This is a genomic window from Vibrio tritonius, assembly GCF_001547935.1.
In the GTDB taxonomy this organism is placed as follows: domain Bacteria; phylum Pseudomonadota; class Gammaproteobacteria; order Enterobacterales; family Vibrionaceae; genus Vibrio; species Vibrio tritonius.
Genome location: NZ_AP014635.1, coordinates 511,392 through 524,264 on the forward strand (window position 1 = coordinate 511,392; position 12,873 = coordinate 524,264).

Annotated in this window: 12 protein-coding genes and 1 tRNA gene; 4 read left to right on the forward strand and 9 right to left on the reverse strand. The window is 43.8% G+C overall.

The window, feature by feature from the left end; genetic code table 11:
- Positions 1-173 precede the first annotated feature (173 nt).
- Complete coding sequence (locus JCM16456_RS02345; RefSeq protein ID WP_068712032.1) at positions 174-845, reverse strand: glutathione S-transferase family protein; 672 nt, start codon at positions 843-845, stop codon at positions 174-176.
- 109 nt (positions 846-954) lie between these two features.
- Between JCM16456_RS02345 and JCM16456_RS02350 the strand changes: the two genes are divergently transcribed.
- Complete coding sequence (locus tag JCM16456_RS02350; RefSeq protein WP_068712033.1) at positions 955-1,803, forward strand: LysR family transcriptional regulator; 849 nt, start codon at positions 955-957, stop codon at positions 1,801-1,803.
- Between the two features lie 267 nt (positions 1,804-2,070).
- Positions 2,071-2,664, forward strand: a complete 594-nt coding sequence (locus tag JCM16456_RS02355) for a porin family protein (protein ID WP_068712034.1) — start codon at positions 2,071-2,073, stop codon at positions 2,662-2,664.
- 104 nt (positions 2,665-2,768) lie between these two features.
- On the opposite strand, the gene JCM16456_RS02360 is transcribed toward JCM16456_RS02355, so the two are convergent.
- From JCM16456_RS02360 to rpsU, 8 genes are all read right to left on the reverse strand, one after another.
- Positions 2,769-3,419 (reverse strand): restriction endonuclease, encoded by a 651-nt coding sequence (locus tag JCM16456_RS02360; protein ID WP_162266522.1) that lies wholly within the window; start codon positions 3,417-3,419, stop codon positions 2,769-2,771.
- A 415-nt stretch (positions 3,420-3,834) separates the two neighbouring features.
- Positions 3,835-5,241 carry a HipA domain-containing protein gene (locus tag JCM16456_RS02365; protein WP_068712037.1) on the reverse strand — a complete coding sequence of 469 codons (1,407 nt, stop codon included), beginning with the start codon at positions 5,239-5,241 and terminating at the stop codon, positions 3,835-3,837.
- Positions 5,234-5,569, reverse strand: a complete 336-nt coding sequence (locus tag JCM16456_RS02370) for a helix-turn-helix domain-containing protein (protein ID WP_068712038.1) — start codon at positions 5,567-5,569, stop codon at positions 5,234-5,236. Before JCM16456_RS02370 ends, JCM16456_RS02365 begins: the two co-directional genes overlap by 8 nt.
- Before the next feature lie 347 nt (positions 5,570-5,916).
- A tRNA-Ile gene (locus tag JCM16456_RS02375) sits at positions 5,917-5,992 on the reverse strand.
- A 154-nt stretch (positions 5,993-6,146) separates the two neighbouring features.
- On the reverse strand, positions 6,147-8,036 hold the full coding sequence (rpoD, locus tag JCM16456_RS02380; RefSeq protein WP_068712041.1) for an RNA polymerase sigma factor RpoD: 1,890 nt from the start codon (positions 8,034-8,036) through the stop codon (positions 6,147-6,149).
- 102 nt (positions 8,037-8,138) lie between these two features.
- Positions 8,139-9,887, reverse strand: coding sequence for a DNA primase (dnaG, locus tag JCM16456_RS02385; protein WP_068712042.1), 1,749 nt, complete (start codon positions 9,885-9,887; stop codon positions 8,139-8,141).
- Positions 9,888-9,983: 96 nt separating this feature from the next.
- Positions 9,984-10,427, reverse strand: coding sequence for a GatB/YqeY domain-containing protein (locus tag JCM16456_RS02390; RefSeq protein WP_068712047.1), 444 nt, complete (start codon positions 10,425-10,427; stop codon positions 9,984-9,986).
- A 28-nt stretch (positions 10,428-10,455) separates the two neighbouring features.
- The gene (gene rpsU, locus JCM16456_RS02395; protein ID WP_001145625.1) at positions 10,456-10,671 is read right to left on the reverse strand and encodes a 30S ribosomal protein S21; all 216 of its coding nucleotides are present in this window, start codon (positions 10,669-10,671) and stop codon (positions 10,456-10,458) included.
- A gap of 253 nt (positions 10,672-10,924) precedes the next feature.
- Here rpsU and tsaD point away from each other — a divergent pair, with 253 nt between their 5' ends.
- Positions 10,925-11,947: a tRNA (adenosine(37)-N6)-threonylcarbamoyltransferase complex transferase subunit TsaD gene (gene tsaD / locus JCM16456_RS02400; RefSeq protein WP_068712049.1), complete on the forward strand. Its 1,023-nt coding sequence runs from the start codon at positions 10,925-10,927 to the stop codon at positions 11,945-11,947.
- Between the two features lie 65 nt (positions 11,948-12,012).
- Positions 12,013-12,831 carry an alpha/beta fold hydrolase gene (locus JCM16456_RS02405; RefSeq protein WP_068712051.1) on the forward strand — a complete coding sequence of 273 codons (819 nt, stop codon included), beginning with the start codon at positions 12,013-12,015 and terminating at the stop codon, positions 12,829-12,831.
- Positions 12,832-12,873 lie beyond the last annotated feature (42 nt).

Sequence of the window (12,873 nt, forward strand, 5' to 3'; positions counted from 1 at the left end):
TAGCTAGCCAAGAAAAATAAGAGCCTAAAACTTGATGTGTTCATCAATACTTGTTGTGAACACTAGGGTAAGGGATAGCCACTGAATTCGCAACGGCTACACCGCTGCTTTTTATTGATAATAAGAAAAATAGCCTGTCACCGGCATAACGATGACAGGCAAGGTAGATTTCATTAAACAGTTTCTGCTGTCGATAATGAGCGAGGTTCCCCGGCTTCATCTTCTTCGACCGTATCGGTTTCTAAACTTGCTTCAGCCACCCAACGTTGGATTTCAGGACTGGATAGAACCTTATCTTGGTATTGCTGCGCAGCAGTAGACAGTTCAATACCATAGGTTTTAAAGCGCAGCGCAATGGGCGCATACATGGCATCAGCAATCGACCAGTCACCAAATAGCCATTGTGACGGGTAAGCTTGCATTTGTTCACTCCACATGTCATCGATTCGCTCAATCTCCTTCTGGGCTGCGGATGACAAAGAAACTTTACGTATTGCACGACAGTTCATGGGTAATTCATTGCGCAGTGCTACAAATCCGGAGTGCATTTCACAGGCGATTGCTCGTGCTTTGGCTTTTTCGGCGCGTGATGCTGGCCATGCTTTGCCATCGAGATAGGTTTCATTAATGTATTCAAGGATGGCAAGGGAGTCCCAAACGGCAATGTCTCGATCCAGCAATACTGGAACCTTAGCGGCTGGTGTTTTCCCTTTTAGTTGGTGGTAAAACTCTGGTGTGAATAGAGCAAGCTTAGTGATGGTAGCGGGTAAATCAAAATGGGTCACAATAAGCCAGGCGCGCAGAGACCAACTTGAGTAGTTTTGGTTGGCGATATACAGTTGCATAGTTTTACTCCCTTTCCTTTGATGGAGTTCAGAGTAGGTAATTTAGACGGCTCTGACTAACGGATTGTTTTGATGTCTGTTATTAATAAAAACGATGGATGAATACTTCATGGATATTGAATCGCTGCGCAGCTTTCTTGCTTTTGTTGAAACCGGCAGTTTTACACGCGCCGCTAAGCAAATTTCTCGTACTCAATCTGCCTTCAGTGCTCAAATGCGTAAACTCGAAGAAGAGATTGGCAGTGAGCTGTTTGTTAAGGAGGGGCGTCATCTTGTGCTCAGCGAAGCTGGATTAAACTTGGTGAGTCATGCGACACAATTGATTCAAACTCATGATGGTGCGCTCGCACAACTTAAAAAATACAAAAATAAACAGCCGTTACGGTTAGGTTGTCCGGAAGATTATAACGATCAGGTCTTGCCTAAAGTGATGGCGGCATTAAAAGAATCGGAACCCACTTGTTCAATCCAACTGTTTAATCAACCAAGTAGTTTGTTACGTGATTGGTTAGATAAGGGGGAGTTAGATGCAGCCATTGTGACGCGCTCTCCGACCAGTGAAGAGGGGTATTGGATTACACAAGATCAAGGCGTATGGATTTCACAAAGAAATTCTCCTCTACTGCAAACGGCGGCTTCGATACCTTTGGCACTTTTTCAGTCCGATTGCCGTTATCACGCGGCTGCGATTGATGGATTAACTAAGCGTGGTCGGGCATTTCATCTTTTGGCGTGCAGTAATACCGCCTCTGCCCAGCGGGCGGTGGTGCGTGAAGGTTTAGCGATTGGTGCCATGGGGAAACTGAGTGTTACCTCTGATCTAGAGATTATCGAAGACATGCCGGCGCTTCCTGCTGTAGATGTTGTTTTGCTGGTTGGGGTGAAGTCTCACCCATTATTAACCAGTGAATTTCTTAGCAGATTAAATACATTAATGCCTCATTCAGAGCCATTTTAGATATAAAAATTATTTTATATTCATAACGTTACTATGTGTTCTTTTTAATATATTCCATTGCAAAAAATAACAATAAATTAGCCATTGCTAATTTATTGTTATGCGTTAATTCCTGTTGCTAATTCTTCTTAATTTGAATTATCTTAGATATCCGTTCCGTAAAAATATTATTTAAATATCACTTTTATCAACAAGTGAGCGGTATCACTATGCCTATTACAGTGCCTAAATAGCACTTCTTTGAGCCATTATTTATTAGTTAATATAATGATTATTAAAAAAATTTATCTCTCAGCAGCGATGTGCGCTTGCCTTAGCTCCTTTGCCATCTCTGCTCAAGAATCGGAAATAAGTCCTACAGAACACCCTAGTGGTTGGTATGTTGGCGTATATAAAACATTTCATAATTCAACGAAATTTACTTTAGATTCGGATTCTGCAACAGAAAATGCTGGCCCTCAATTTGGTGCTAGTGTTGGCTATGATTTTGCATTAACGCCTAAGTTTGTTCTGGGTGCAGAATTCGAATATCGTGAATTAGGTTCGCAAGTCTATTCTCAATTAATCAAAGTTCGAACTGATGGTTTTACATTTAACCTCGTCCCTAAATATTACTTAACTGACAACTGGTTTGTTGGCGCTCTTATTGGGTATGGTCATTACACGGTGGATGTGAAAGTACCTCTATTAGCGATTGAAGAAAAAGTATCAGACAATTCTTATCAATTTGGCGCAGAAACGGGTTGGCGTTGGAATAATGGCATCTCTGCTGTATTGGGCTATCGATATATTCCATTCTCTAAGGATGGTACTGGCTTCGATTTCACGAGTGTTACTGCTGGTTTACGTTATCAGTTTTAACCGATCTGAAGGGTAAATAAGGTGCTGCTAGTCAGGCAGATGCGCATAAGCATCTGCCTAAACGACTCACATTTAGGAGCCGTTATTTAGTTAGGATCCGTTATTTAGTTTGCACTTAACATCGGTGAACTAGGGAAGAGGGTGTGGGCTAATAGCGCACCATCAACCAATTCTATCGGTTTGTAACGGGCGAAGGTTGTTGCCTCTGGGGTAAAGGTGCCACAGGTCAATAAGATTGCTCGCCCGGCTTTGCGGTCTAGCAGGGTGTCATATAACTCGCGGACTGCTTTCACACCCACCTTGCTGCTTTGCCAGTATTTGCAATTCACCAGTATCAAGGTTTGTCCTTTAGTTAATTCCATATCCACTGTGTCGTCATCGCTGTAATCGAGCTTTTGGGTTACCTTGTACCCTTGTTGGCGATAGTTGTCGCTGACTAAGGCTTCAAACTCCAACCAAGATAATTGTGCCAACTGATGTTCGGCAACATGGCTGCTGATGGCATTGCGCTTGATATAAGCAGTACGAACAGCAACATAAACAGGCAACAATAAAACAATAGACAGCAGTGGAGCAATGATGGATAGAGCTTCTTGCCAATGTGGCAGATACGCGAGGAGCGTTGGGTTGGTCGAGGCTTGTAGCTGTGGAGAAACCCACTGGGTTAGCAATAGATAGGTCAATATGGATAAACAGATGCAAATCCACGGGGGAATTTTTGCCATCTTACTTAACCATGTTCGATGTCGTTTCATAATCCTGTGCATAAAAGGTAAAGAGAAATCGTAAGGTAAATACACCTACGAACTAGCAGGTTATTGTGCTACCGAGAGAGGAATATCACAAGCGGTGTTGGGGAAAAAAGCGATCTCTAGACGCAAAAAAGCCCGATGAGTTTTTTCACATTTAATCTAATGCAAGCATAGCCAGCAGATTGACGTGAATGTAATGCAAGATGCTGGAATTTTTAACATATCCATTCACGTTAAGATTCGTACTAAAAATATAATTATTTTAAATCAGTGTATTAAGGCTTTTTAATGGCGGTATACAACAGTATGCTTTAGAACGAAGAAAGGAAGTTAAATTAGTAGCTTCTTTTGTGTTTGTAGATAGACCAAAAATAAACTAATAACCAAGTGGATACATAAGTTTGTCTCGCTTTTTCTATTAAAGAAGCTCGCTCATTTCTGGCACGCTGTTGGCTTGCTCTAGCAAGTATTCACACTCTGTTTGGATGAGTGACACACATAGCTCTATGTGTTCACGTTCCCCATCGTCGATTCCTTGAGCTTCGGTAAGGTCAATGGCTTCCTTCAGAGCATTTTTTATAGCACCAACGGTTTCTACCATCATGGAAGCCATTTTTGTGCCTGAATAATCCAGTAGAGCGCCGAATTCAGCTAAATCATAGCTGGTGATAGGGCGTTTGAAGTTACCTTTCGGCGGATTTTGAAAGTCTTCGCTTTCCCAATCTCCAATCGACATTGCAAAATATTGAGGGATGCTGGCGGCACGGCCCTCATCAGCAGACAATTTACCGCTTCGTGAGTTGCGTTTTGCTCCCTCTTGAGCGATGGCTTCTATGTTTACTAAATCATAAAAAGGGGTCAGTTCCAGACCTTTAGGGGTGACGAAGAAGCTAATATTTTTACCATGGGCATCGTAGTTTAGCGTTGCTAGATTAAAGAGCATCCATTGGGTGAGCTTTAGGTTGGTGATTACCGTGTCTATGGTTTTGACGCACAGTAGGCGTGGGAAAGAAACACCATCACGCATATATACGCCATCACCTTCATCCCCATTCTGACGCTCGTATTTGTAACCTGGAGGTAAGTCAGTCGCCTGACAGCCATCAATCACATGTCTTCGTTGAACGACATCACGAGCTTCAATATAGGCACGATCGAACCGCTCTATGATCAGTGTCCTAGTGTTCCCAATGCGAGTTAACTCAACATTAGCGACGTCCAAACCTGCTAGCTTGGCTAATGTCATGCAAAAGAACTCATTAACAGCAATACACGGTGCTCTACCGCTTTCAAACTTCAGAATGTAGTTCGAACTTAATTTGCCTTCACCAAACCCCCATTCATCACCGCGCTTAAGTAAGTTTAATTTGTTTTGCACACCAGCAACCGAAAGGCGAACCTTACCGTCCCAATATACTAATGGCGCTAGATTTCGCTCTAGTCGTTCTATTAGTTCATCATTAGGAACAGATCTAAAACTGGTTTCCCCAGATTCTGAGCCTGGAACTCGAAAAGATAATGCGCCAGATGTTTCCGCACCAAGCTTACGAATCAGCCCGAACGTGTTGCTTTTGGAGATAGTGGTGTTTTGTATCATCTCCTCAAAGGCTTCTCCTTCAGGAAGGAGATTTCTGAGGTAGTTCTCAATACTACGTGGCGAAGCCTTATCATCGAAAGGGATGTGTGGCGAAATTGGGAAACCAGTGTGTTTCCATTCATCTTCATAGATGAATGAAAACTCGGTTTCTGTTCCGACAGGAAGAATCAAACGACCAATTTTGGTATTCGTACCGATAAACACGTCTAACTGTTGTAACTTACTCATACCAACCGTCCTCATTGCTTCTCACGCTGTTTTCAGCTTGGGAGGTTATTTGGCTATGTGGACGAACAAATAGGTTTAAATCGATAAGGCGTAACGATAGCCCTAAGATGTCCATGAGGATGAGTACATTGGCAAAGGTGACACTGGTATCGCCTTTTTCAATTTTCATAATAGTCCTGCGAGATAAATTGGCTTTTGAAGCGAGATCATCAATACGCCAGCCTCTATCGGTGCGCTTTGAGCGAATGGCGCTCCCCAGCGTTTCCATGCTGAACTCGGTATTCAAATCAGGCATAGGTTGTGCCTTTACCATCTTACCTTTTTTCATAAGTGCCTTTTAATGTACTTTTGTCACTATTGGGTTCGTTTTAATATATAAGTTCACTATAACTCACTTTTGTCGTGACTGTATAAGAAATTATCTATAAGTGCAATTTAAGTTACTTATGGTTGGTTTGCGAGTTCAATCCCTCTCTTTGTTCTCTAAGAGAGAGTTTTATCAGCCAGAAGGACACATTTGGCAACAGCGTAGTATTCGGATTAGTATTGGGAGAAGACAGAGAAGAGTGCGTGATCGGGGCTTACCTGACCCATTACCTGACCCATTACCTGACTCAAAATCGTCAGGTACAAAAAAAGGTTAGTAAACACTACGCTTACTAACCTTCTAGAATTTGGTGGCCCCTCGCAGACTTGAACTGCGGACCAATCGATTATGAGTCGACTGCTCTAACCACTGAGCTAAGGGGCCAAACTGGTGAAAGATTATAGGGGATGGGGCTAGGCGTGTCTAGATACAATAGGGTGAAATTGCGCTTAGTTTTTATCCACTTAGAACACTAGATACAAAAAAGGTGAGCTAATGCTCACCTTTTGCTTTTCTTTGGCGAAAAACTCGTCAGAGATTATTCGTCTAGGAAGCTGCGCAGAGTTTCTGAACGGCTAGGGTGACGAAGTTTACGAAGTGCTTTTGCTTCGATCTGACGAATACGTTCACGAGTAACATCGAACTGTTTACCTACCTCTTCCAAAGTATGGTCAGTGTTCATATCGATACCGAAACGCATACGCAGTACTTTCGCTTCACGAGGTGTTAGGCCTGCTAGTACATCACGAGTCGCAACTTTCAAGCTAGTTGAAGTGGCAGAATCTAGTGGTAGTTCTAGCGTAGTATCCTCAATAAAGTCGCCTAGATGCGAATCTTCGTCGTCACCGATAGGTGTCTCCATTGAGATTGGCTCTTTAGCGATTTTCAGTACTTTACGAATCTTATCTTCTGGCATTTGCATGCGCTCTGCCAGTTCTTCTGGTAATGGTTCACGGCCCATTTCTTGAAGCATTTGACGAGAGATACGGTTCAGTTTGTTGATCGTTTCGATCATGTGTACTGGAATACGAATCGTACGTGCTTGGTCTGCGATCGAACGCGTGATTGCCTGACGAATCCACCATGTTGCATAAGTAGAGAACTTATAACCACGACGGTATTCAAATTTGTCTACGGCTTTCATTAGACCGATGTTACCTTCTTGGATCAAATCCAAGAATTGCAGACCACGGTTGGTGTATTTCTTCGCGATAGAAATAACCAGACGTAAGTTCGCTTCAACCATTTCTTTCTTCGCACGGCGAGCTTTCGCTTCACCGATTGACATGCGACGGCTGATGTCTTTGATGCGTACAACGGTTAGTGATGTTTCAGATTCAATCGTTTGTAACTTCTGGATTGAACGACGAATATCATCTTCGCGTGCACGAATACGGTCGGCATAAGGTTTATCTGTAGCGAGTACTTGGTCTAACCAAGCTTCGCTTGATTCATTACCTGTAAATACAGCAATGAAAGATTTCTTAGGCATTTTTCCGTATTCAACTACGTGCTTCATGATCAAACGTTCTTGAGTACGAACGCGTTCCATTGAAGTACGTAAGGTATTGACCAAATGATCGAACTGTTTTGGCGTCAAACGGAATTCGCGGAAGACTTCTTGTACAAGACCTGTTGCGTCTTGAGAAGCTTGGCTTTCTTCACCGTGCTCGTTAATCGCTAGTTGTAAGTTTTGGAACTTATTGCGTAGCTCAGTGAATTTTTCTAAAGCAAGCTCTGGGTCGATACCAACGTCTTCTTCGTCATCATCAGAATCGTTGTCATCGCCGTCTTCGTCTTCATCTTCCTCGTTATCATCGCTATCGTCGTCTTTCTTTTTCATTGAACGACTTTCATCGTCCATTTCAGACAATTCAGAACCGATGTGAGTAGCGGTTGGACCATGCCCTTCTTCGTCCATATCGACAAAGCCAGAGATAAGGTCTGTTAGGCGAAGCTCTTCTGCTTGTACCTTGTCAAACTGTTCCAAAATGTATGGAATAGTGCCTGGGTATTCTGCCACTGCGCTTTGAACTTGGTTAATACCATCTTCAATGCGTTTGGCGATATCAATCTCACCTTCGCGAGTTAGTAGCTCAACGGTGCCCATTTCACGCATGTACATGCGCACTGGGTCAGTTGTGCGACCAATTTCACTTTCTACGCTTGATAGCGCAGCTGCGGCCGCTTCTGCAGCGTCCTCGTCAGTGATATTGTTATCATCGTTTAACGCTAGGTCATCGGCATCAGGAGCGGTTTCTACAACCTTGATACCCATGTCGTTAATCATTTGAATAATATCTTCTACCTGTTCTGAATCAACGATTTCAGCAGGTAGGTGGTCATTTACTTCGGCGTAGGTCAGATAGCCTTGCTCTTTGCCTCGTAGGACAAGTAGTTTTAGCTGTGACTGCGGATTTTGATCCATAGACGGTATCCAACTTCGTATCTGGTGAAGGAATAAAGTATGCGAAATGCAAACCACGTATTATAGCAAATTGAAATTATGCTGGCTATCTATTAATCAGGGTCAAGCTTTCAGGTCGTTCATTAACGCCAGTAGCTCCCTCTTTTCTTCGGTTGATAAACCGACGCTTCTATCTTTAGCGAGCAAGGTTTCAATTTGTTTCTCTACACATTGGGCCAATATTTTGTCCAATGAGTCTAAAAATAGTTCTTCTTGGTTGTCTTCAACAAGAGGGATCTCCCAACTTGCTAGACGAGACAGAAGTGCCTCATTTTTTTCGTTTCGCCAATGCTCTATGAGCTGGCCAGTGGTGATATGGGGGTGTTGTTGGCATTTATCAAGGATCTCTACCAGCAAACTTAGCCCCGGAATCGCCAAACCTCGTGCTGCAGAAAGGTTTGGCACCATTTCAGCATAGCTCGGATTTTGCAGAAGCAAAGCCATCACTTCGCGCATTGGCGTACGCTTTATCTGTTTATGTGGCTGTGGGCGAGAATTTGTTTCATTCGTAACTACTGGTTTCTTATAAATACCAGTCTTTTGCCCCAGAATCGTAAGTAATTGATCCTGTAAAAACTCGTCCGGTACTTTATGAATTAACGGTAGGGCAAGGGCTTCAAGAGCGGCTTTCCCTTCGTTATTTCCCACATCAACTTGTGATAGTAAGTTACTAAACAGATATTTGGAGAGCGGTTCGGCATTTTGCACTCTCTCTTCAAAGGCGTTTTTGCCGTATTTACGTACGAAACTATCCGGATCCTCTCCATCTGGGAGGAAAAGAAATTTCAATACGTTACCACTCTTTAAATAGCCCAAAGCATTTTCGAGTGCGCGCCAAGCTGCTTCACGTCCTGCTCGGTCTCCATCGTAACAACATACAACGGTATTGGTTTGACGAAACAATAACTGCAGGTGATCGCCAGTTGTGGAGGTACCTAGTGAGGCAACCGCATAATCCACACCATATTGGGCTAAAGCCACCACATCCATATACCCTTCGACCACCAATATTTGTGGCGGTTCACGGTAAGATTGCAGCACTTCATACAAGCCATACAGCTCTTTCCCTTTATGGAAAATAGGTGTTTCTGGCGAGTTTAAATACTTAGGTGTTCCATCCCCCAATACTCGGCCGCCAAAGCCGATAACGCGCCCGCGACGATCACGAATAGGAAACATGACTCGACCACGAAAGCGGTCGTAGCGATTGCCTTTATCGTTTTCGATCAACATGCCGCCAGTTACCAACATATCTTGGGTGTCTCGACGTTGGCCGAAATTCTTACGAATTAGGTCCCACTCATCGGCGACATAACCTATGCCAAATTTCTGAGCGATGTCGCTCGATAGGCCACGGTTTTTGAGATAGTCGATGGCAACTTTATTACCAGGAACTTTAAGCTGTTGGCGATAGAACTGCGCAATACTCCCCATTAAATCGTAGAGAGTGCGTTTTTCTTCAGTGTTTACTTTGGGGGTAAAATTGCCTTTGCCCGAGCTGTTTGCTCGCTCTTCGCGTGGTACTTCTAACCCTAAAGATGATGCTAGTTCTTCAATGGCTTCTGGAAATTCAAGGCGCTCGTATTCCATAAGGAAGTCGATGGCATTGCCGTGAACACCGCAGCCAAAACAGTGATAGAACTGCTTTTCTTGGCTAACACTGAAAGAAGGGGTTTTTTCATTATGAAACGGACAACAAGCACTGTAGTTCTTGCCCTTTTTTTTAAGTTTTACACGCGCATCAACGACGTCAACTATATCTAGTCGAGCAAGAAGGTCATCGATAAAACCGCGAGGAATATGTCCAGCCATAAAACCTAAAAGAAAGTTCCGATTATTGAAGAGTTAAGATACAAACAAGCCGTGCGTTCCAGAGGATAGCACGGCTTGATGTAATTTGGGCTGGGATTAAGACAGTTTAGCTTTCACTAAGCCGCTTGCTTTTCCCATATCAGCGCGCCCTTGAAGTTGAGGCTTCAAAAGTGCCATCACTTTACCCATGTCTTGCATACCCGCTGCACCAGATTCTTCTACCGCATTTTTAATCAATTCGGCAACTTCATCTTCAGTCAGTGGTTGAGGCATAAAATCCTCAAGTACAGTGATTTCAGCTAGTTCTGCATCTGCTAGGTCTTGACGACCCGCATCTTCATATTGAGCAACAGAATCGCGACGCTGTTTAACCATTTTAGTCAATACAGCAACGATCTCGTCATCAGAAAGAGTAATTCTTTCGTCGACTTCACGCTGTTTAATGGCTGATAAGGCCAAACGAATAGTGCCAAGGCGAACTTTGTCCTTGGCCTTCATCGCAGATTTTTGCTCTTCTTTGAGTTTATCAATAAGAGCCATAACGGATTTCCTTATTTGGAATCAGTTATTAGTACAAGCGAACGCGACGTGCGTTTTCGCGAGCTAGCTTCTTAGCGTGACGCTTTTGAGCTGCTGCTTTAGCGCGTTTGCGAACTGTAGTTGGTTTTTCGTAGTGCTCACGACGGCGCACTTCAGAAAGGATACCTGCTTTTTCGCAAGAGCGTTTGAAACGACGTAGAGCAACGTCGAACGGTTCGTTTTCACGTACTTTAACTACTGGCATATGCCTTTCACCTCAGGGGTTAATTCGTTAATGCTGGTATCTCATAACCTAAACTCTCTGCTATTTCATCTGAAATAGTAGGTGTTGGGTTTATAACCAGCGAGATCAAAAATGGTGCGGAATTTTAATCCGAACCCCATCGCTTTGTAAAGCGTTTTGTCGTCCATAGTCTGTACAAAATTTGTTTGTAAAGCAAACCCGAGGTAACATGGCCGCAATTTTGAATTCTTGAAGATAGCGTGCGAACAAAATTATGCGCATTATTGGTATTGAAACCTCTTGTGACGAAACAGGTATCGCCATTTATGACGATGAAAAGGGGCTGTTATCCCATCAACTTTATAGCCAAATAAAACTGCATGCAGATTACGGTGGTGTGGTGCCTGAATTGGCGTCTCGCGACCATGTAAAAAAGGCTGTTCCTCTTATTAAAGCTGCACTGGCTGATGCGAACTTGACGCCAGCGGATATCGATGGTGTTGCTTACACTGCGGGTCCTGGGTTAGTAGGTGCTTTATTAGTTGGGGCGACCATTGGTCGCAGTTTGGCTTACGCATGGAATGTACCGGCGGTGCCTGTACACCATATGGAAGGCCATTTATTAGCGCCTATGCTGGAAGACACTCCGCCAGAATTTCCATTTTTAGCACTGTTGGTTTCAGGTGGCCACACCATGATAGTGGAAGTTCGCTCAATTGGTGACTATCAAATTCTTGGTGAATCGATTGATGATGCTGCCGGTGAAGCGTTTGATAAAACAGCTAAATTAATGGGGCTAGATTACCCTGGCGGCCCATTATTGGCTCGTTTAGCGGAAAAAGGCACTCCTGGTCGCTTTAAATTTCCGCGTCCAATGACCGACCGTCCTGGCTTAGACATGAGTTTTTCTGGCCTTAAAACGTTTACGGCGAACACCATTTCGGCAGAAGGTGATGATGAACAAACTCGTGCGGATATCGCTTATGCATTCCAAGAGGCGGTTTGTGATACTTTGGTCATTAAATGCAAACGCGCCTTGGATCAAACCGGATTAAAACGTATTGTTATCGCCGGTGGGGTGAGTGCAAACAAAGCGTTGCGCGCCGCGCTGGAAAAATTAGCACAGAAAAGAGGTGGTGCGGTTTATTACCCACGAACTGAATTCTGTACCGATAACGGAGCGATGATCGCGTATGCGGGCATGCAACGTTTGAAAAATGGTGATGTGAGTGATTTAAGCCTTGAAGCGCGTCCGCGCTGGCCGATAGACCAGCTAACGCCGATAAAACACTCTTAACGTGCAAACGGTCGCAAATAGCGGCCGTTTTTGTTTCTACCCAACGTTCAATCAGGAAACCAGATATGAACACATTTATGATCGACGGCAACACAATGAATTACCTCGACCAAGGTGAAGGAGAGGTTCTGGTTTTTGGCCACAGCTATTTATGGGATAGCGAGATGTGGGCCCCGCAAGTTGCGGCGCTTTCTCAGCATTATCGCTGCATTGTTCCTGATTTATGGGCTCACGGTAGCTCAGAGGCTGCACCTTCTTCAATGCGTTCTTTACAAGATTACGCACGTCATATATTGGCTTTAATGGATCATTTAGCCATTGAACGCTTTTCGGTTATTGGCCTTTCTGTAGGGGGAATGTGGGGCGCTGAATTAGCCTTGCTTGCGCCGCAACGTGTGCAGTCTCTTGTTTTGATGGATACTTTTTTAGGCTTAGAGCCTCAAGTGACCCATCAGAAGTATTTTGCAATGCTCGATACTATCGAGCAGGTAAAAATGATGCCTCCTGCGATCGTTAATGCTGTCGTGCCACTGTTTTTCTCGTCACAAGTGATGACCAAAGCGCCACATTTAGTGGAACAATTTACAGCCCATTTGAGTGAGTTAAAAGGAGATAAGGCGGTTGAAATTGCACGCATCGGCAAAATGGTATTTGGTCGCCGTGATGTGATGGAAGAGGCTGAAAAGTTGGTTCTGCCAGTTTTGATTGCGGTGGGAACAGAAGATAAACCTCGTCCTGCGCTAGAGTCTTACCTGATGAATGATGACATCACGGGTAGTCAACTGGTGCTCATTCCTGATGCGGGACATATTAGTAATTTAGAACAACCAGAGTTTGTAACAGATATGCTGCAGACGTTTTTGCGCCGCGTTTACTCAAACTAAATTATCATGCAACGTTCGGTTGCTGAGTGATTAACAATCCCT

What these genes read in the sequence shown, in the direction of transcription:
- JCM16456_RS02345 (WP_068712032.1), bottom strand. Translation starts at nt 845, where the DNA reads ATGCAACTGTATATCGCCAACCAAAACTACTCAAGTTGGTCTCTGCGC.
- JCM16456_RS02350 (WP_068712033.1), top strand. Translation starts at nt 955, where the DNA reads ATGGATATTGAATCGCTGCGCAGCTTTCTTGCTTTTGTTGAAACCGGC.
- JCM16456_RS02355 (WP_068712034.1), top strand. Translation starts at nt 2,071, where the DNA reads ATGATTATTAAAAAAATTTATCTCTCAGCAGCGATGTGCGCTTGCCTT.
- JCM16456_RS02405 (WP_068712051.1), top strand. Translation starts at nt 12,013, where the DNA reads ATGAACACATTTATGATCGACGGCAACACAATGAATTACCTCGACCAA.
- tsaD (WP_068712049.1), top strand. Translation starts at nt 10,925, where the DNA reads ATGCGCATTATTGGTATTGAAACCTCTTGTGACGAAACAGGTATCGCC.
- JCM16456_RS02370 (WP_068712038.1), bottom strand. Translation starts at nt 5,569, where the DNA reads ATGAAAAAAGGTAAGATGGTAAAGGCACAACCTATGCCTGATTTGAAT.
- JCM16456_RS02390 (WP_068712047.1), bottom strand. Translation starts at nt 10,427, where the DNA reads ATGGCTCTTATTGATAAACTCAAAGAAGAGCAAAAATCTGCGATGAAG.
- rpsU (WP_001145625.1), bottom strand. Translation starts at nt 10,671, where the DNA reads ATGCCAGTAGTTAAAGTACGTGAAAACGAACCGTTCGACGTTGCTCTA.
- JCM16456_RS02365 (WP_068712037.1), bottom strand. Translation starts at nt 5,241, where the DNA reads ATGAGTAAGTTACAACAGTTAGACGTGTTTATCGGTACGAATACCAAA.
- JCM16456_RS02360 (WP_162266522.1), bottom strand. Translation starts at nt 3,419, where the DNA reads ATGAAACGACATCGAACATGGTTAAGTAAGATGGCAAAAATTCCCCCG.
- rpoD (WP_068712041.1), bottom strand. Translation starts at nt 8,036, where the DNA reads ATGGATCAAAATCCGCAGTCACAGCTAAAACTACTTGTCCTACGAGGC.
- dnaG (WP_068712042.1), bottom strand. Translation starts at nt 9,887, where the DNA reads ATGGCTGGACATATTCCTCGCGGTTTTATCGATGACCTTCTTGCTCGA.